Annotated in this window: 20 protein-coding genes; 12 read left to right on the top strand and 8 right to left on the bottom strand. The window is 55.6% G+C overall.

The genetic code is table 11. The features are described 5' to 3' along the window. Positions 1-4 precede the first annotated feature (4 nt). Together PGS10_RS09475 and PGS10_RS09470 are read right to left on the bottom strand one after the other, a co-directional pair. Entirely contained in the window at positions 5-646 is a 642-nt protein-coding gene (locus PGS10_RS09475; RefSeq protein WP_045386549.1) for a hypothetical protein, read from the bottom strand. A 96-nt stretch (positions 647-742) separates the two neighbouring features. Next, a complete protein-coding gene (locus PGS10_RS09470) occupies positions 743-1,705 on the bottom strand; it encodes a polysaccharide deacetylase family protein (RefSeq protein ID WP_045390617.1) in 963 nt (320 codons plus the stop codon). A gap of 111 nt (positions 1,706-1,816) precedes the next feature. On the opposite strand from PGS10_RS09470, the gene rfaQ reads away from it, so the two are divergent. The 7 genes from rfaQ (at position 1,817) to coaD (ending at position 8,753) form a co-directional block, all read left to right on the top strand. Continuing rightward, the gene (rfaQ, locus tag PGS10_RS09465; protein ID WP_316422778.1) at positions 1,817-2,893 is read left to right on the top strand and encodes a putative lipopolysaccharide heptosyltransferase III; all 1,077 of its coding nucleotides are present in this window, start codon (positions 1,817-1,819) and stop codon (positions 2,891-2,893) included. Beyond that, positions 2,890-4,017 (top strand): glycosyltransferase family 4 protein, encoded by a 1,128-nt coding sequence (locus PGS10_RS09460; RefSeq protein WP_316422776.1) that lies wholly within the window; start codon positions 2,890-2,892, stop codon positions 4,015-4,017. Before rfaQ ends, PGS10_RS09460 begins: the two co-directional genes overlap by 4 nt. 2 nt (positions 4,018-4,019) lie before the next feature. Continuing rightward, complete coding sequence (locus PGS10_RS09455; RefSeq protein ID WP_047078191.1) at positions 4,020-5,114, top strand: glycosyltransferase; 1,095 nt, start codon at positions 4,020-4,022, stop codon at positions 5,112-5,114. Positions 5,115-5,144: 30 nt separating this feature from the next. Beyond that, the gene (locus tag PGS10_RS09450; protein ID WP_316422775.1) at positions 5,145-6,134 is read left to right on the top strand and encodes a glycosyltransferase; all 990 of its coding nucleotides are present in this window, start codon (positions 5,145-5,147) and stop codon (positions 6,132-6,134) included. A gap of 92 nt (positions 6,135-6,226) precedes the next feature. Further along, on the top strand, positions 6,227-7,501 hold the full coding sequence (gene waaA / locus PGS10_RS09445) for a lipid IV(A) 3-deoxy-D-manno-octulosonic acid transferase (RefSeq protein ID WP_015369159.1): 1,275 nt from the start codon (positions 6,227-6,229) through the stop codon (positions 7,499-7,501). After that, positions 7,501-8,271 (top strand): glycosyltransferase family 2 protein, encoded by a 771-nt coding sequence (locus PGS10_RS09440; RefSeq protein ID WP_316422774.1) that lies wholly within the window; start codon positions 7,501-7,503, stop codon positions 8,269-8,271. Before waaA ends, PGS10_RS09440 begins: the two co-directional genes overlap by 1 nt. Before the next feature lie 2 nt (positions 8,272-8,273). Beyond that, the gene (coaD, locus tag PGS10_RS09435) at positions 8,274-8,753 is read left to right on the top strand and encodes a pantetheine-phosphate adenylyltransferase (RefSeq protein WP_015703808.1); all 480 of its coding nucleotides are present in this window, start codon (positions 8,274-8,276) and stop codon (positions 8,751-8,753) included. A gap of 78 nt (positions 8,754-8,831) precedes the next feature. Here the strand turns inward: coaD and mutM are convergent, their stop codons facing one another. The 4 genes from mutM to radC form a co-directional block, all read right to left on the bottom strand. Continuing rightward, positions 8,832-9,641 (bottom strand): bifunctional DNA-formamidopyrimidine glycosylase/DNA-(apurinic or apyrimidinic site) lyase, encoded by an 810-nt coding sequence (mutM, locus tag PGS10_RS09430; RefSeq protein ID WP_316422773.1) that lies wholly within the window; start codon positions 9,639-9,641, stop codon positions 8,832-8,834. A 179-nt stretch (positions 9,642-9,820) separates the two neighbouring features. Next, positions 9,821-9,988 carry a 50S ribosomal protein L33 gene (rpmG, locus tag PGS10_RS09425; protein ID WP_002922510.1) on the bottom strand — a complete coding sequence of 56 codons (168 nt, stop codon included), beginning with the start codon at positions 9,986-9,988 and terminating at the stop codon, positions 9,821-9,823. Positions 9,989-10,008: 20 nt separating this feature from the next. Further along, on the bottom strand, positions 10,009-10,245 hold the full coding sequence (gene rpmB / locus PGS10_RS09420) for a 50S ribosomal protein L28 (protein ID WP_002436699.1): 237 nt from the start codon (positions 10,243-10,245) through the stop codon (positions 10,009-10,011). A 217-nt stretch (positions 10,246-10,462) separates the two neighbouring features. Beyond that, positions 10,463-11,128 (bottom strand): RadC family protein, encoded by a 666-nt coding sequence (radC, locus tag PGS10_RS09415; RefSeq protein ID WP_015369154.1) that lies wholly within the window; start codon positions 11,126-11,128, stop codon positions 10,463-10,465. Positions 11,129-11,305: 177 nt separating this feature from the next. On the opposite strand from radC, the gene coaBC reads away from it, so the two are divergent. The 3 genes from coaBC (at position 11,306) to slmA (ending at position 13,674) form a co-directional block, all read left to right on the top strand. Next, on the top strand, positions 11,306-12,517 hold the full coding sequence (gene coaBC, locus PGS10_RS09410; RefSeq protein WP_047078234.1) for a bifunctional phosphopantothenoylcysteine decarboxylase/phosphopantothenate--cysteine ligase CoaBC: 1,212 nt from the start codon (positions 11,306-11,308) through the stop codon (positions 12,515-12,517). Then, positions 12,495-12,953: a dUTP diphosphatase gene (gene dut, locus PGS10_RS09405; protein WP_020077682.1), complete on the top strand. Its 459-nt coding sequence runs from the start codon at positions 12,495-12,497 to the stop codon at positions 12,951-12,953. Before coaBC ends, dut begins: the two co-directional genes overlap by 23 nt. Before the next feature lie 124 nt (positions 12,954-13,077). Continuing rightward, a complete protein-coding gene (gene slmA, locus PGS10_RS09400) occupies positions 13,078-13,674 on the top strand; it encodes a nucleoid occlusion factor SlmA (protein WP_015369151.1) in 597 nt (198 codons plus the stop codon). A gap of 94 nt (positions 13,675-13,768) precedes the next feature. Here the strand turns inward: slmA and pyrE are convergent, their stop codons facing one another. Together pyrE and rph are read right to left on the bottom strand one after the other, a co-directional pair. Continuing rightward, entirely contained in the window at positions 13,769-14,410 is a 642-nt protein-coding gene (pyrE, locus tag PGS10_RS09395) for an orotate phosphoribosyltransferase (protein WP_015703811.1), read from the bottom strand. A gap of 112 nt (positions 14,411-14,522) precedes the next feature. After that, entirely contained in the window at positions 14,523-15,239 is a 717-nt protein-coding gene (gene rph, locus PGS10_RS09390; RefSeq protein ID WP_045390593.1) for a ribonuclease PH, read from the bottom strand. Between the two features lie 170 nt (positions 15,240-15,409). Between rph and PGS10_RS09385 the strand changes: the two genes are divergently transcribed. After that, positions 15,410-16,273 carry a YicC/YloC family endoribonuclease gene (locus tag PGS10_RS09385; RefSeq protein ID WP_045390591.1) on the top strand — a complete coding sequence of 288 codons (864 nt, stop codon included), beginning with the start codon at positions 15,410-15,412 and terminating at the stop codon, positions 16,271-16,273. Between the two features lie 205 nt (positions 16,274-16,478). Further along, positions 16,479-17,096 carry a trimeric intracellular cation channel family protein gene (locus tag PGS10_RS09380; protein ID WP_015703812.1) on the top strand — a complete coding sequence of 206 codons (618 nt, stop codon included), beginning with the start codon at positions 16,479-16,481 and terminating at the stop codon, positions 17,094-17,096. The last annotated feature ends 2 nt before the right edge of the window (positions 17,097-17,098 follow it).

Genomic DNA, 17,098 nt, shown 5'->3' with positions numbered 1-17,098 from the left:
ATAATTAAGCTTTCTCAAATGGTGGCACCCAGGCTTCACCGCAGTCCCAAGGGCGTGGTTTTCCATGGAAACAGACAATTCGCGTCCCCGCAGGCACGGTGCCATCACCGGTGGCATGTTCATTCTTCTTCTTATGAATGACATGCTTTTTATAGCTAACGATCTGTCCGGGTAAAATGTCCTGCCAGATAGCGGCGTGTGGATAGATTTTGCTGATAAACTCCTGGTCGCCACCGCTCTGATAGCGCGTCATGAATAGTTCCGGATAGCGCTTAAAAGCTTCCCAGACCTTGTACTTTTCTTCATGCGGAACGCGCATGATAGCGGAGTTTTTGGTTTTCTGCGGAAAGAAAAAATCACTCAGCATGGTCAGCTGTTTATTTGCCAGAATATCACTAATATCACCGACAACGACGACATCTAAATCGAGATAAAAAATATCTTCGGCAACCGAATCCGGATTAAACATCTCGATTTTTGACCACCAGCCAGGCAAATCTTCAGTTAGTTTAATGGTGTTAACGCCAGGAATAGTTAAATCGGTAAAGCACACTTTCTCGATGTCTGCTGGCAATTGTTTGTATAACCACTGCACATGGCTTTGGTTATAATCACCGCCAGAGCGTAGTACGGTTGCTATCTTCATAAAACCTCAGTATATTAATAATTCAGGCGTTAATTATTCATTCGACTGATGATATTACACCAGATTAACGCCGCACCTCTATCAGTAATGATTGTTTTATGTAAGATTTCTCTTGAAATTATAATATTCTGCTAAAGACATTCCGCGGACCTGCGGCGCAAGCCAGCTAAAGAACGCTTCCAGATCGGCATATAAACGTTCAATATCTTGTTCATTCTTAAAGGTCGGACTACCGCCTGGCATATACTCCGATGAATGCAGCATATACTCAACATAATCATTACCCTGCGCCAGCGTCTGCTGAACTACTTTTTTCATGGTCTCGACGTTACCGCCCATCGGACGCAGCCAGTGTACGGACGGCGAACGGACTTTGCCGCGTAGCCTATCGTAGCCTTGCTTAACGCTATTCATCCATGCTGAGTGTTTGTATTGAATGCTCATAGGCACTTCCAGCAGCGGGGAATGACCTTCGCGACTGATATCATTTTCATCAAGAAAATAAGCATGTTGCGGGAAGCGACGATAATCCGTACCGCCATCGCCCTGCGGCGCGCCTTTAGCGGTTTTCCAGTTCACCCGCGGCGTCACCGAGCAATCCACCTGATAACCGTACTCCACCAGCAGGCGCGCGTAGCGCTCGTCAAACGCCCAGCGTCCGGCGCGATGGCTCACCATTTTGGTCTGGAAGGTATCTTCCAGTAGATGGGTCATATAGTCGACCTTCTCACGCATGGCGGCATCGCTGTACTCGATGAGATAAGGCTTATGACGCCAGTCATCCGCGGTCAGCGGCTCGGTCGGCGGGCTGTTCCAGGCGTGCAGATGCATACCGATTTCCGCCGTGCCGCGCGCGATGACATCTTTAGCAAACTCGATATAAAAAGGGTCGATGGCCATTTCATAATTGGTCAAATAGACCGGTTTGAAGCCATACTTTTCGCAAAGCTGCTGAAAACGCGGAAGATAGCGCGCATTCTCCGTGGTGATGCTGTCATGTTTTTGCCAGAGGTTGTCACCCTCTGTATCAATCGTGATGAGAAATGCAGGATTATGCACGAAAACGTCCTCAGGCCATACGTATCGGTCCATGGTAGAGCAATACAACGCTTCTCTCAATCTGCACGATCCCCTAGAATCGGAACCCTTATCCTGGATGAAGAACAGAGTATGACGCCTGAAACCCTCTCCCCCGGCCAGCAGAACCCGGCGCGGATCCTGGTCATTAAGCTGCGCCATCATGGCGACATGTTGCTGATCACCCCGCTGATAAACGCGCTCAAACAGCAATATCCCGCCGCTCGCGTCGATGTACTGCTGTATGCTGAAACCCGCGACATGTTGGCGGCGAATCCGGAGATTAACCAGATTTACGCGATCGATCGCAGCTGGAAAAAGCAGGGCAAGCGGCATCAGCTTAAGATGGAATGGCAGCTCATCCGCAATCTGCGCCAGCAGCGCTACGACATGGTGCTCAACCTTGCCGATCAATGGCCCAGCGCGATCATCAGCAAATTAACCGGCGCGCCGACGCGCATCGGTTTCGATTTCCCTAAGCGCCGTCATCCGTTCTGGCGCTACTGCCACACCGCGCTTGCTTCTACCCAGCAGCACAAGCAGCTGCATACGGTGCAGCAAAACCTCTCTATTCTGGCGCCGCTGGGGCTTGAGATAAACGATGCGCCGGCGCGGATGGGCTACAGCGAATCTGACTGGACGACCAGCCGTTCGCTGCTGCCGGACGGCTTCCAGGAGAACTACATCGTTATTCAACCGACTTCGCGCTGGTTCTTTAAATGCTGGCGCGAAGAGCGCATGAGCGCGCTGATTAATGCGCTGTCAGCAGAAGGCTACGCGGTGGTGCTTACCTCTGGCCCTGACGCCAAAGAAAAGCAGATGGTAGAGAACATCATTAGCGGCTGCCCGCAGGCGCGACTGCACTCATTAGCCGGTCAGTTGACGCTCCGCCAGCTGGCGGCGGTTATCGATCACGCCCGCCTGTTTATCGGCGTAGATTCGGTGCCGATGCATATGGCGGCAGCGCTGGGTACGCCGCTCGTCGCGCTATTTGGCCCGTCGAAACTGACCTTCTGGCGGCCGTGGCAGGCGAAAGGCGAGGTTATCTGGGCCGGCGACTTCGGCCCGCTGCCCGACCCTGACGACATCAACACCAACACCGAAGAACGCTATCTTGATTTAATCCCTACCGACGCGGTTATCGCGGCGGCGAAAAAGGTACTGGCATGAGTAAATTCCGGCTGGCTCTGGTACGGCAAAAGTATCGCCCCGACGGCGGCGCGGAGCGCTTTGTCTCCCGCGCGCTGGAAGCCCTCGACAGCAGTAATCTGGAACTGAACGTCATCACCCGCGAGTGGCAAGGGCCTGTCAAACCGGACTGGCATATTCACATCTGCAACCCGCGCAAATGGGGGCGCATCAGCCGTGAACGCGGTTTCGCCAACGCCGCGCGCGCGCTCTGGCAGAGTGAATCATTCGACCTGGTGCAAAGCCATGAGCGTATTCCGGGTTGCGATCTATACCGCGCAGGCGACGGCGTTCATCGCCGCTGGCTGCAACAGCGCTCGCGCATTTTACCGGCCTGGAAAAGCCGCCTGCTGTTCGCCGACCGCTATCACCGTTATGTGATGCAGGCGGAACGCGAGATGTATCAGGACGCGCACCTGCGTGGGGTGATTTGCAACGCGGAGATGATCAAGCAGGAAATTATCGAAGACTTCGGCCTGCCGGCGGATAAAATCCACGTCATCTACAACGCTATTGATAACCAGCGGTTTCTGCCGCCTGGCGAAGAAACCTTTGCCGGATTACGCGCCAAATGGCAGCTACCGCTGCAGGCAAGCTGCCTGATTTATGTCGGTTCCGGCTTTGAACGAAAAGGGCTGGATGCGGCAATCCGCGCCATCGCCCCCACCGACCGTTATCTGTTGGTGGTCGGCAAAGACAAAGAACAGAACCGCTATCAACAGCTGGCAAAATCGCTGAACTGCGAAGATCGCGTGCGTTTCTTCGGCATGCAGTCCGAAACGCTGCCGTTCTATCAGATGGCCGACGGACTGCTGCTGCCGACGCTGTATGATCCATTCCCGAATGTAATTCTGGAAGCGATGGCCTGCGGCCTGCCGGTTATCACCACCACCGGCTGCGGCGGCGCGGAGTTCATCGTCGAAGGCAGCAACGGCTACGTCTGCGACGCGCTGGATATCGCCGCATTACAGCAAGCGGTCATGGCGCTGCCCGCGCGCGCGCTGGGTTCGGCTGAAGGCGCCCGCGCCCGCGAACGAATTATGGACTGCACCAGCGAGCGGCTGTCGACGCAGCTGCTTTCTCTCTATCAGGATCTGGTGAAATAACGATGCGCATATTGTTTGTTATCGATGGCCTGCCGGGCGGCGGCGCGGAGAAAGTCGTGCTCACGCTGGCGGAACATTTTCTCAGCCAGGGCGAACAGGTATCGCTGTTTTCGCTGCGCGACGTCTGCGATTATCCGCTGCCGGAAGGGCTCGATTATCAGGTGATTGCCGACCGCTGCCGCAAACCGTGGCGCAAGCTAACGGAACTCTCCCGCCGCGCGCGCCAGCTTGATCGCGCGATTGAACAAGCAGAACAGCATGGTCGCTTCGATCTGGTACTGTCGAATCTGCACAAAACCGATCGCATCGTCGCCCGCAGCCGGGCATTGCAGGATCGCAACGTCTGGTTCTGTCTGCACGGCGTTTTCTCTACCTCTTATCTTGGCCATCGCAGCGGTTTTGACCGCTGGATGAAGCAGCAAAAAATCAAGCGCGTATACCAGGGGCGCAACGTGGTGACCGTTTCCGATGCGGTTGGAAAGGATTTGGTCGAGCAGTTCGCACTGCGCCCGGCACAGCTTAAAACCATCTATAACCCGTTCGATATCGCCGCCATTCGCGCGGCGGCTGAAGCGCCGGCCGATATTCCCCAAGGGGACTATATTATCCACGTCGGCCGCTTCCATCCCGGTAAGCGCCATGACCGGCTGATTGAAGCCTACGCGCAAAGCGGTATCGAGGCGCCGCTGGTGCTGCTCGGGCAGGGCAAACCGGAGCAGGAACAGCGGCTTCGTCAACTGGCGCAGCAGCTGCAGGTCGGCGATCGGGTACTGTTTAAAGGCTTTCAGCCCAACCCGCTGCCGTGGATTAAACATGCGCGAATGCTAACGCTCAGCTCCGACAGCGAAGGGTTTGGCAACGTCATTGTTGAAGCGCTACTGCTGAATACGCCGGTTGCCAGCACCCGCTGTCCTGGCGGGGTCAGCGAGATCCTCAGCGGCGAGCTGTCCCGCGGTCTGGCCGATCTCAACAGTTCTGCGCTAGCCCAGACGATGCAAAGCATTTACCATAGCCCGCCGGCCATTGATTCCGCCGCGCTGGAAAAATTCAGCGTAGAGTCGATTTGCCAACAGTACCGTCAGCTGCGCAGCGCCTGACGTCGTTTTTTAACCAGGATCGAATGAGTTATGAGTCAAACGCCTTTATTGAGCATCGTGGCCGCCGTGTATAACGGTGAAAAATTCCTTGCGCAATTCTTTGAATGCCTCGAACAACAGCAGTTGGCAAGCTATGAGCTGATCCTGGTGAACGACGGTTCTACCGACGGTAGCCTGGCGGTTATCGACCAATGGAAAGACAGGCTGCAGAACGTCACCGTGCTGGAGCAGGAGAATCAGGGCGTCTCGGTGGCGCGTAATACCGGTATGGCGGCGGCAAGCGGTAAATACCTCGCCTTCCCGGACATTGACGATAAGTTCTATCCCGGCATGTACCGCACGCTGTTGGAAATGGCCGAGAAGGGCAATCTCGATGTCGCGACCTGTAATGGCCGCTATGTGTACGAAAGCCGCGACGATATTCACCCGATTTTCCCGCCGGAGCGCCTGCAGTCTACTGGCGTCCTGCCGGGTTACGTCTGGCTAAAGCAGGCGCTCGACTCGCGTAAGTTTCTGCACGTCACCTGGCTGAACATCTATCGCCGCGATTTTATCAAGCAGCACCATTTCCACTTTGAGCCGGGCCTGCGCCATCAGGATATTCCCTGGACGACGGAAGCATTGCTGGCCGCCGAACGCGTGCAGTACACCAGCGAGCAATTTTACGACTATTACATTCACTCGGAATCGGTCTCGCATAAGCCGGACAACGACGATACGCTGATGCGCTCAGCGCGCCATTATATGAAGATCCTCGAGATGCTCAGCGCCATCAACCAGCGCTATCCGGATAAGGTACGGCACATTGCCGCCTGCCGCTGGCAGATAGCCAAAGAGGGGTTGGGGATTATTCATACCTTCGACTGCATGAAAGATGAGTCGAAAAAGCATATTATCATCAAAGAATTCTTCGAACGCGGCATCTGGCGCCTGATCTGGAGTAACGCCTGCACGTTCCGTTTACGCTGGCGTCTGGGACGCCGCTATTTGCGCATCAAGCGCTATCTCAACGCCGCATAGGTCGAAATCCCTCGGTTTCCGCCAAAGAGATAGCTTTACGCGGGTTAAATGCTTAGAATTTGCCCGCAAAAAACCTAAAACGGATAAATAGTTTGGAATTGCTTTATACCACCCTACTCTACCTCATTCAGCCGCTGGTGTGGCTGCGACTGCTGCTGCGCAGCCGTAAGGCCCCGGCATACCGTAAACGCTGGGCTGAACGTTATGGCTTCTGTCAAAACAAGGTAGTGCCGGATGGCATTCTGCTGCACTCCGTCTCCGTCGGTGAAACGCTGGCGGCGATCCCGCTGGTGCGCGCGCTACGCCATCGTTATCCATCACTGCCGATCACCGTCACGACCATGACGCCGACCGGTTCTGAACGCGCCATGTCCGCTTTCGGCAAAGATGTTCACCACGTCTATCTGCCGTATGACCTCCCCTGCGCCATGAACCGTTTCCTCAACAGCGTGCAGCCGAAACTGGTCATCGTGATGGAAACCGAGCTGTGGCCGAACATGGTCGCCGCGCTGCACAAACGTAAAATTCCGCTGGTAATTGCTAACGCACGACTGTCAGAACGTTCCGCGAAAGGCTATGCCAAACTCGGCGGTTTTATGCGCCGCCTGCTCAGCCGTATCACGCTTATCGCCGCGCAAAATGAAGAAGACGGCAACCGCTTCCTCGCGCTCGGTCTCAAACGTAACCAACTGGCGGTCACCGGCAGCCTGAAATTCGATATCTCCGTCACCCCGGAACTGGCGGCGCGCGCCGTTACCCTGCGTCGCCAGTGGGCGCCGCACCGTAAAGTGTGGATAGCCACCAGTACTCACGACGGCGAAGAACAAATCATCCTGCAGGCGCATAAAAAACTGCTGGAAACCTTCCCCGACCTGCTATTAATCCTCGTACCGCGCCATCCGGAACGCTTCGGCGATGCTCGCGATATGGTGCAAAAGGCCGGTATGAGCTTCACCATGCGCAGCACCGGTGAAATTCCGTCTAACAGCACCCAGGTGGTGATTGGCGATACCATGGGCGAACTGATGCTGCTCTACGGCATTGCCGATCTGGCGTTCGTCGGCGGCAGCCTGGTTGAACGCGGCGGACACAATCCGCTCGAACCCGCCGCCCATGCTATTCCGGTGCTGATGGGTCCGCACACCTTTAACTTTAAAGATATCTGCGCCAAGCTGCAGCAGGACGATGGTCTGATCACCGTCACGGACGCCGACTCGCTGGTCAGAGAAGTTTCTACCCTGCTGACCGACGAAGATTATCGCCTGTGGTACGGCCGCCACGCGGTGGAAGTGCTGCATCAAAACCAGGGCGCGCTGTCGCGTCTGCTACAGTTACTGCAACCCTACCTGCCGCAGCGGAGCCACTAATGTCGACCCGACTCTCCGTCGTGATGATCGCCAAAAACGCCGCCGACCTGCTCGCCGATTGCCTGGCGTCGGTAAGCTGGGCGGATGAAGTGGTGGTGCTGGACTCCGGCAGTACCGACAATACCGTCGAACTGGCCCGTAGCCTGGGCGCCCAGGTCTATAGCAACACCGACTGGCAAGGCTACGGCATTCAGCGCCAGCGCGCGCAAGATTACGCCACTCACGACTGGGTGCTGATGATTGATACCGACGAGCGCGTTACGCCTGAGTTGAAAGAGTCTATCCTCAAGGTACTGGATGCGCCGCAGCGCGGCGTTATCTACAGCATCGCCCGGCGTAACTACTTCCTCGGGCGCTTTATGCGCCACAGCGGCTGGTATCCCGATCGGGTGATGCGCCTGTACGAACGCGCGCGTTACCGCTATAACGATAATCTGGTGCATGAATCTCTGGATAGCCTTGGGGCCGAAGTGGTGCCGCTCAGCGGCGATCTGCTGCACCTGACCTGCCGCGACTTCTCCGGCTTCCAGCAGAAACAGCTGGCGTATGCCGCAGCCTGGGCGCTTGAGCGTCATCAGAAGGGCAAGAAGACCTCGATGGCGGGGATTTTCAGCCATACGCTGGGCGTCTTCGTCAAAACGCTGCTGCTGCGCGGCGGCGTACTGGATGGAAAACAGGGTTGGCTGCTGGCGGTAGTCAATGCGCAATACACGTTTAATAAATACACCGAGCTGTGGGCACTCAGCCGCGGCTACTCGGAGAAAGTGTAATTATGGGCACAAAAGCGATCTATCCGGGCACCTTTGACCCTATCACCAACGGCCATATCGATATCGTCACCCGCGCGGCGGGTATGTTTGATAAGGTTTTGCTGGCCATCGCCGCCAGCCCGAGCAAAAAACCGATGTTCAGCCTCGATGAACGAATTGCGCTGGCGGAGCAGGCAACGGCGCATCTGGTCAACGTTGAGGTGATTGGCTTTAGCGATTTGATGGCCAATTTCGCCCGCGCGCAGCAGGCCAATATTCTCATTCGCGGCCTGCGGGCAGTGGCGGATTTCGAATATGAAATGCAGCTGGCGCACATGAACCGCCATCTGATGCCCACCCTGGAAAGCGTGTTCCTGATGCCGTGCAAAGAGTGGTCGTTTATCTCTTCATCGCTGGTTAAGGAAGTGGCGCGCCACCAGGGCGATGTCTCCCACTTCCTGCCGCCTAACGTGCATCAGGCGTTGTTAAATAAGCTGAAGTAGTATGTCCTTCCCCCGCTCGCGCTACGCTTAGCGGGGCTACCAGCTTACCCGGCCTGGCATAATCCCCAACCTTCTCCACTACTTCTGACACTGGCGGCAATAAAAGGTCGCTCGCTGCGCGTGTTTGGTGGCGATAATCGGCGTACCGCAGATCCGGCACGGCTCGCCTTTGCGGCCATAAACCTGTAGCTCCTGGGCGAAATATCCCGGTTTGCCGTCGCTTTGCAGGAAATCCTTCAGCGTCGTTCCACCTTGCTCAATTGAGCGTAGCAGCACCAGCTTAATCATCTTCACTAACCACTCGCATTCTTGATGCGAGAGCGACGAGGCCAGCCGATCGGGATGGATCCCGGCGGAAAACAGCGATTCGCTGGCGTAGATATTCCCCACGCCCACCACCAGCTTGTTATCCATCAGCCAGGGTTTGATGGCGGTTTTCTTCTTCGCGCAACGCTGCTGGAGATAGTCGGCGTTGAATTCATCGCTTAGCGGCTCCGGGCCGAGATGCGCCAGCACCGGATGACCATCCAGCTCTTTAGTCCATAACCAGGCGCCGAAGCGACGAGGATCGGTATAGCGCAGCACTTTACCGTTACTCAGCACCAGGTCGACGTGGTCGTGTTTTTCAGCCGGCTGCTCTTCACTGAGGATGCGCAGGCTACCGGACATGCCAAGATGAATAATGATCCAGCCGTGGCGCAGCTCCAGCAGCAGATATTTGGCGCGTCGGCGCACGCTCAGCACCGGTTCATCGCTCAGGCGATAAATCTCTTCGGATACCGGCCAACGCAGGCGCCCGTTGCGTACTACGGCGTGCAGGATGTTAGCGCCTACCAGATGCGGCTCAATGCCGCGACGGCTGGTTTCGACTTCAGGTAATTCAGGCATTTTTTTCCTCTTAACCACACAGTTTCGGGTGACAGGGAGGCTGCGGGAAGAGAGGCCGGAAGGCTTAATAAAGCAAGCGGCCAGGCTGTACGCGTGCAGCCAACGCACCTGTGCTCGAAGGGTGAAGCATAAAACAAAAAACCCCGCCGGAGCGGGGTTTTAGTACAAGGAGACTAAAATTATTTGATTTTAGCTTCTTTGTAGATAACGTGCTGACGTACAACCGGATCGTACTTTTTCAGTTCCATTTTTTCCGGTTTGGTACGCTTGTTCTTCGTGGTGGTATAGAAGTGACCAGTACCAGCGGAAGAAACCAGCTTGATTTTCTCACGAATACCTTTAGCCATGATTTATTTCCTCTAAGTACTTAGTACTTTTCGCCACGGGCACGCAGTTCAGACAGAACTGTATCGATGCCTTTCTTATCGATTACACGCATACCTTTAGCAGATACGCGCAGGGTGACAAAACGCTTCTCGCTCTCAACCCAGAAACGGTGAGAGTGCAGGTTCGGCAGGAAACGGCGTTTAGTCGCGTTCAGTGCGTGGGAACGGTTGTTACCGGTCACCGGACGCTTGCCAGTAACTTGGCAGACTCGGGACATGTCTATTCTCCAAAAATCAAATTAGCTCGAGCTTCGTATGGGGTATTGGCGCCTCGTCAGGCTTTACAGCCCGGTCATCGCATAGTTCTATTGAACTCTCGATTGCCAGGCCCAAATGCCAAACCCGAGATTCTCAAAGGTGGCGTAGTATACGCTGACTTGGCGGTGTGCTCAAGTCCCGAACAGACAAAGATCCCGATAGATCGCATGATCGGGGCTAAATCCAGCCACGTTCGGCAAAAGAGACGTACGCGCCGCGGCCAATAATCAGATGATCAAGCACGCGTATCTCCATGAATCTACAACACTTAACCACCCTGTCGGTCATCAACTTATCCGACTTACTCGGTTCAGGACTACCGGAAGGATGATTATGGGCAAGGATCACCGCGGCGGCGTTCACTTTGATTGCTTCGCGTACAATTTCTCGCGGATGCACCTCTACGTGGCTAAGAGTACCAGAAAAAAGGCGGCTATGTTTCAATACCCGGTTCTGATTATCTAAAAAGATCGCCATAAAGATCTCCCGCTCTTCATCGGCGAGCTGGCTTTGTAAAAATTCTCGCGTCATAAGCGGCGTGACCAGCGACGGTTCCTCTCTCATCCGCAGGCTAAAATAGCGCCGCGCCAGCTCGGCAATACCTTTAAGTTGCGCATATTTCGCAATGCCGATGCCGTCGATATCGGCAAATTGTTCTATCTCAGCCGATAACAACCCGTACAGCGAACCGAAGCGCTGTAGCAAGCTGTGTGAAAAAGTCAGCACATCCTGGGTACGCGTGCCGGTACGCAAAAACAACGCCAGCAGCTCAACGTCGCTCAACGTTTCAATACCGTCGCGCAGCATTTTTTCCCGCGGCATCAATGATTCCTGTATATCCATTACCCTGTCTCCTTTCCCGTTCCTCGCCCATCCTGGCATACCCTTTTCACGCTGCCGACCGGTGATTTCAAGGCCTGCGTAGCCCCTCGCAAAGTGAGTATCCGGCATACGCACGATGCCACCGGGATTGTGATAAGATGCGCGGATTCTGGTGTATTTCAACAGGACAAAATCATGATGAGTCTGGCTGGTAAAAAGATCGTTCTCGGCGTGAGCGGCGGCATCGCCGCCTATAAAACGCCGGAACTGGTGCGCCGACTGCGAGAACGCGGCGCGGATGTACGCGTCGCCATGACCGAAGCCGCCAAGGCCTTTATTACCCCGTTGAGCCTGCAGGCGGTTTCCGGTTATCCGGTCTCCGATAGCCTGCTGGATCCGGCCGCTGAAGCGGCAATGGGCCATATTGAACTGGGCAAGTGGGCCGATCTGGTTATCCTTGCCCCGGCAACCGCCGATTTAATCGCCCGCGTCGCCGCCGGTATGGCGAACGATCTGGTCTCCACGATTTGCCTGGCTACGCCCTCGCCGGTGGTCGTCGTTCCGGCGATGAACCAACAGATGTATCGCGCCGCCGCCACCCAAGACAACCTTGCCACTATTGCCGCCCGCGGCCTGTTGATATGGGGCCCGGATAGCGGCAGCCAGGCCTGCGGCGACGTTGGGCCGGGCCGCATGCTCGATCCGCTCACTATCGTGGAGATGGCGGCGCAGCATTTCTCGCCTGTCAAAGATTTGCAACATCTCAACATCATGATTACCGCGGGCCCAACCCGCGAGCCGCTGGATCCGGTGCGCTATATCACCAACCATAGCTCCGGCAAAATGGGCTTCGCGATTGCCGCCGCCGCCGCACAACGCGGTGCGAACGTCACGCTGGTTAGCGGCCCGGTGTCGCTGCCGACGCCGCCGTTTGTGCAGCGCATCGATGTTGGCACCGCGCTGGAAATGGAAGCGGCGGTGCAGAATGGCGTGCAACAGCAGCATATTTTCATCGGCTGCGCCGCCGTTGCCGACTACCGCGCAGCGATTGTCGCCGACGAGAAAATCAAAAAACAAGGTGATGAATTAACAATAAAAATGGTCAAAAATCCGGACATCGTCGCCGGGGTGGCCGCACTAAAAAATCACCGCCCGTACGTTGTTGGATTTGCCGCCGAAACAAATAATGTGGAAGAATACGCCCGGCAAAAACGTGCCCGCAAAAATCTCGACCTGATTTGCGCCAATGATGTTTCTCAGCCAAATCAAGGTTTTAATAGCGATAACAACGCATTACACCTTTTCTGGCAGGATGGGGATAAGCGCTTACCACTTGAGCGCAAGGAATTCCTGGGCCAATTATTACTCGACGAGATCGTTACCCGTTATGATGAAAAAAATCGACGTTAAGATTCTGGACCCGCGTGTTGGCAAGCAGTTCCCATTGCCGACTTATGCCACCTCCGGCTCGGCCGGACTTGACCTGCGCGCCTGTCTTGACGACGCCGTAGAGCTGGCGCCGGGCGCAACCACCCTGTTGCCGACTGGCCTTGCGATTCATATCGCCGATCCGTCTCTGGCGGCGGTGATTCTGCCGCGTTCTGGTCTGGGCCATAAACATGGCGTCGTGCTGGGCAACCTGGTTGGCCTTATCGACTCCGACTACCAGGGGCAGCTGATGGTTTCCGTGTGGAACCGCGGCCAGCAGAGCTTTACTATCGAGCCGGGCGAGCGCATCGCGCAGATGGTCTTTGTGCCGGTGGTACAGGCGGAATTTAATCTGGTGGAAGAGTTTGACGCCACCGACCGCGGCGAAGGCGGCTTCGGCCACTCAGGGCGCAAATAAGCCCGGCTATACGGAACCCGCATCCCAAAGCGCATAATGCAATAACATCACCGCAAACTAAGGTTTGCGGTCGCTTTGTGGATGCCTGCCTGACAAGTGCTTATTTTCAGGGGTATTTTAAAACATGGCAGAAAAACAAACTGCGAAAAGGAATCGTCGCGAAGAAATACTTCAATCTCTGGCGCTGATGCTTGAATCCAGCGATGGTAGTCAACGTATTACCACGGCGAAGCTGGCGGCCTCCGTCGGTGTTTCCGAAGCGGCGTTATACCGTCATTTTCCCAGTAAAACCCGCATGTTTGACAGCCTGATCGAGTTCATTGAAGACAGTCTGATTACGCGCATCAATTTGATTTTGAAAGATGAAAAGGACACCACGGCTCGTCTGCGCCTGATTGTTCTGCTGATTCTTGGGTTTGGCGAGCGTAATCCTGGGCTGACGCGTATCCTCACCGGCCACGCCTTAATGTTCGAACAGGACCGTCTGCAGGGTCGTATCAACCAGCTATTTGAACGTATCGAAGTTCAATTGCGTCAGGTGATGCGTGAAAAGAAAATGCGTGAGGGAGAGGGCTACACCCTCGACGAGACGCTACTGGCAAGCCAGCTGCTGGCATTTTGCGAAGGCATGCTGTCGCGTTTTGTGCGTAGCGAGTTCAAGTACCGCCCAACGGATGATTTCGATGCCCGCTGGCCGCTGGTCGCGGCGCAACTGCAGTAAAGCTCTATATGCAGCCGCAAGGCTGCATGGCTCATCATTCACCTTCTCAGCGTGCTCTGGCTATACCGGCAGCCGCTGGCTGCCGGGCTCATCTTCAGACGCCGTAGGCTTCGCGGTAAGCGCGTACCGATGCCAAATGCTCAGCCATCTCAGGCTTTTCTTCCAGATAGGCGATAAGATCTTTCAGGGTGACGATAGAAATCACTTTGCAGCCATAATCACGTTCCACTTCCTGAATCGCGGAGATCTCGCCGCGACCGCGCTCCTGGCGATCAAGCGAGATGAGCACGCCAGCCAGTTCAGCGCCGTTAGCCTGAATAATTTCCATTGATTCACGAATTGCGGTACCGGCGGTAATCACGTCGTCCACCAGCATCACGCGGCCCTGGAGCGGGCTACCGACCAGGTTGCCGCCTTCACCGTGGGTCTTCGCTTCTTTACGGTTGAAGCAGTACGGCAGGTCGCGGTCATGATGCTCAGCCAGCGCGACGGCGGTGGTGGTGGCGATAGGGATACCTTTATAGGCCGGGCCGAACAGCAGGTCGAACTCGATCCCGGAATCCACCAGCGCCTCGGCGTAGAAACGGCCCAGCAGAGCCAGATCGCGCCCGGTATTAAACAGGCCGGCGTTGAAGAAATAGGGGCTTTTACGCCCGGATTTCAGCGTAAATTCGCCAAACTTAAGAACCTGCTTGCTAAGCGCAAACTCAATAAACTGGCGCTGATACGGCTTCATGGATTCGCTCCTTTTAGTACTGTCATCAATGTCGGACTACACGCTTTGTCCTTCGCAGGTGTCATGAAGGATAAAGCGCAAAAAAAAGGCGACTTCTCAGTCGCCTTAATCATTAATTTTCTAACGCCGCTTTCTGCGTCGTAATAATGGATTCGATTCCCCCTCGCGCTAACGCCAGGAGAGTGAGGAGCTCTTCATGGGTGAACGGCTCGCCTTCCGCCGTGCCCTGCACCTCAATAATGCGGCCGTCTTCGGTCATTACCACATTCATATCGGTTTCCGCGGCGGAATCTTCCACGTACTCCAGATCGCAGATGGCTTCACCATTAACGATACCAACGGAAACGGCGGCTACCATCCCCTTCATCGGGTTGGTTTTCAGTTTACCGGCAGCAACCAGCTTGTTCAGCGCATCGGCCAGCGCAACGCAGGCACCGGTAATGGACGCGGTACGGGTACCGCCATCGGCCTGCAGCACGTCGCAATCGAGCGTAATGGTGAACTCGCCCAGCGCTTTCAGATCCACCGCGGCGCGCAGCGCGCGAGCGATCAGACGCTGAATTTCCATAGTGCGGCCGCCCTGCTTGCCTTTTGCGGCTTCGCGAGCGTTACGGGTATGGGTGGAGCGCGGCAGCATGCCATATTCGGCGGTGATCCAGCCCTGGCCCTGACCTTTCAGGAAGCGCGGCACGCCTTCGTCGATGGAGGCAGTGCACAGCACTTTGGTGTCGCCAAATTCGACCAGCACGGAGCCTTCAGCGTGTTTTGTATAGTTACGGGTCAGGGTTACTGGACGCACCTGATTAGCGCTACGGCCTGCTGGACGCATGATTACTCTCCGGCTTGAAACGAATGTGGCTGCGCATTATACACAAATTCGGCCAAGTTGCATCGCGACGACGCGCGCCTGCCAATGTGGATAATGCGCGCTTATTCCTATCCTGAAAGGGCCTCGAAAGCTATAATCCTCCCCACTCTCCTTAAAAAACAGGAACGTCTATGATCCGCAGTATGACCGCCTATGCCCGGCGTGAAATCAAGGGTGACTGGGGTAGCGCCGCGTGGGAACTGCGCTCGGTAAACCAACGCTATCTGGAAACCTACTTCCGCCTGCCGGAACAGTTCCGGAGCCTGGAACCCGTGGTTCGCGAGCGCATCCGCTCTCGCCTGACTCGCGGCAAAATCGAATGTACCCTGCGTTTTGAGCAGGATCCCAGCGCCCAGGGTGAGCTGATTCTTAACGAAAACCTGGCCAAGCAGCTGGTTAACGCCGCTAACTGGGTAAAAATGCAGAGCGATGAAGGCGAAATCAACCCGGTTGATATCCTGCGCTGGCCTGGCGTTATGGCCGCTCAGGAGCAAGACCTTGATGCCATCGCCGCTGAAATCCTCAACGCCCTGAATGGCGCGCTGGACGATTTTATCGTCGCTCGCGAGACCGAAGGCCAGGCATTGAAAACGCTGATCGAACAGCGTCTGGAAGGCGTCAGCGCCGAAGTCAGCAAAGTCCGCGCCCATATGCCGGAAATCCTGCAGTGGCAGCGCGAGCGCCTGGTCGCCAAGCTTGAAGACGCCGAAGTGCAGCTGGAAAACAACCGCCTCGAGCAAGAGCTGGTGTTAATGGCGCAGCGTATCGACGTCGCCGAAGAGCTCGATCGCCTGGAAGCGCACGTTAAAGAGACCTACAACATTCTGAAGAAGAAAGAAGCCGTGGGTCGCCGCCTCGACTTCATGATGCAGGAATTCAACCGCGAGTCGAACACTCTGGCCTCCAAATCCATTAATGCCGAAGTGACCAATTCAGCGATTGAGCTGAAGGTGCTCATCGAGCAGATGCGCGAGCAGATCCAGAATATCGAGTAATCTCTTCCCCGGCTGGCCTGCCCCGCGGGCCAGCATTACTTTTTCTTATTCATTTTTGAAAAGCAAAAGCCAAATCCCCCACAGTGATTGACCATATCAATCATTCAGCATTAGCTTTTTTCATGAAAATCAGCTCACTTTAGAAAAACTCAATCGTGATCTGTCGCACAAATCGCTACCCTTTGCCCATCATTGTGGGGGATTTATGCTGCTTCATGTTCTTTATCTGATTGGTATTACGGCGGAAGCGATGACCGGCGCCTTAGCGGCCGGGCGTCGCCGGATGGACACTTTTGGGGTGATTATTATCGCTACCGCCACCGCGCTCGGCGGGGGATCCGTGCGTGATATCCTGCTCGGCCATTATCCGCTCGGTTGGGTGAAGCACCCGGAATACGTCATCATTGTGGCGGTTGCCGCCGTTCTCACCACCATCGCCGCGCCGGTAATGCCGCACCTGCGCCGCCTGTTTCTGGTGCTGGATGCCCTGGGCCTGATTGTATTCTCGATTATTGGCGCGCAAATCGCGCTGGATATGGGCGAAGGACCGATAATCGCGTCTATTGCCGCCGTGATCACCGGCGTCTTTGGCGGCGTGCTGCGCGATATGTTCTGTAAACGTATCCCGCTGGTGTTTCAGAAAGAACTGTACGCTGGCATCTCTTTTGCCGCCGCGGTGCTCTATATCGCCTTACAGCACTACGTCAGCAGCCACGACGTCGTGGTCATCGCCACGCTGCTCTTCGGCTTTACCGCGCGTATGCTCGCCCTGCGCTGGAAGCTCGGCCTGCCGGTCTTCTACTACAAGCACGACGCACATTGATT

It is taken from the genome of Klebsiella sp. 141153, from assembly GCF_032601995.1.
Taxonomy (GTDB): domain Bacteria; phylum Pseudomonadota; class Gammaproteobacteria; order Enterobacterales; family Enterobacteriaceae; genus Klebsiella; species Klebsiella aerogenes.
This window is presented reverse-complemented; position numbering and strand designations above follow the sequence as displayed.

What these genes read in the sequence shown, in the direction of transcription:
- PGS10_RS09460 (WP_316422776.1), top strand. Translation starts at nt 2,890, where the DNA reads ATGAGTAAATTCCGGCTGGCTCTGGTACGGCAAAAGTATCGCCCCGAC.
- PGS10_RS09450 (WP_316422775.1), top strand. Translation starts at nt 5,145, where the DNA reads ATGAGTCAAACGCCTTTATTGAGCATCGTGGCCGCCGTGTATAACGGT.
- dut (WP_020077682.1), top strand. Translation starts at nt 12,495, where the DNA reads ATGATGAAAAAAATCGACGTTAAGATTCTGGACCCGCGTGTTGGCAAG.
- PGS10_RS09380 (WP_015703812.1), top strand. Translation starts at nt 16,479, where the DNA reads ATGCTGCTTCATGTTCTTTATCTGATTGGTATTACGGCGGAAGCGATG.
- rfaQ (WP_316422778.1), top strand. Translation starts at nt 1,817, where the DNA reads ATGACGCCTGAAACCCTCTCCCCCGGCCAGCAGAACCCGGCGCGGATC.
- PGS10_RS09475 (WP_045386549.1), bottom strand. Translation starts at nt 646, where the DNA reads ATGAAGATAGCAACCGTACTACGCTCTGGCGGTGATTATAACCAAAGC.
- rph (WP_045390593.1), bottom strand. Translation starts at nt 15,239, where the DNA reads ATGCGTCCAGCAGGCCGTAGCGCTAATCAGGTGCGTCCAGTAACCCTG.
- PGS10_RS09455 (WP_047078191.1), top strand. Translation starts at nt 4,020, where the DNA reads ATGCGCATATTGTTTGTTATCGATGGCCTGCCGGGCGGCGGCGCGGAG.
- PGS10_RS09385 (WP_045390591.1), top strand. Translation starts at nt 15,410, where the DNA reads ATGATCCGCAGTATGACCGCCTATGCCCGGCGTGAAATCAAGGGTGAC.
- rpmG (WP_002922510.1), bottom strand. Translation starts at nt 9,988, where the DNA reads ATGGCTAAAGGTATTCGTGAGAAAATCAAGCTGGTTTCTTCCGCTGGT.
- rpmB (WP_002436699.1), bottom strand. Translation starts at nt 10,245, where the DNA reads ATGTCCCGAGTCTGCCAAGTTACTGGCAAGCGTCCGGTGACCGGTAAC.
- radC (WP_015369154.1), bottom strand. Translation starts at nt 11,128, where the DNA reads ATGGATATACAGGAATCATTGATGCCGCGGGAAAAAATGCTGCGCGAC.
- coaD (WP_015703808.1), top strand. Translation starts at nt 8,274, where the DNA reads ATGGGCACAAAAGCGATCTATCCGGGCACCTTTGACCCTATCACCAAC.
- PGS10_RS09440 (WP_316422774.1), top strand. Translation starts at nt 7,501, where the DNA reads ATGTCGACCCGACTCTCCGTCGTGATGATCGCCAAAAACGCCGCCGAC.
- mutM (WP_316422773.1), bottom strand. Translation starts at nt 9,641, where the DNA reads ATGCCTGAATTACCTGAAGTCGAAACCAGCCGTCGCGGCATTGAGCCG.
- slmA (WP_015369151.1), top strand. Translation starts at nt 13,078, where the DNA reads ATGGCAGAAAAACAAACTGCGAAAAGGAATCGTCGCGAAGAAATACTT.
- pyrE (WP_015703811.1), bottom strand. Translation starts at nt 14,410, where the DNA reads ATGAAGCCGTATCAGCGCCAGTTTATTGAGTTTGCGCTTAGCAAGCAG.
- coaBC (WP_047078234.1), top strand. Translation starts at nt 11,306, where the DNA reads ATGAGTCTGGCTGGTAAAAAGATCGTTCTCGGCGTGAGCGGCGGCATC.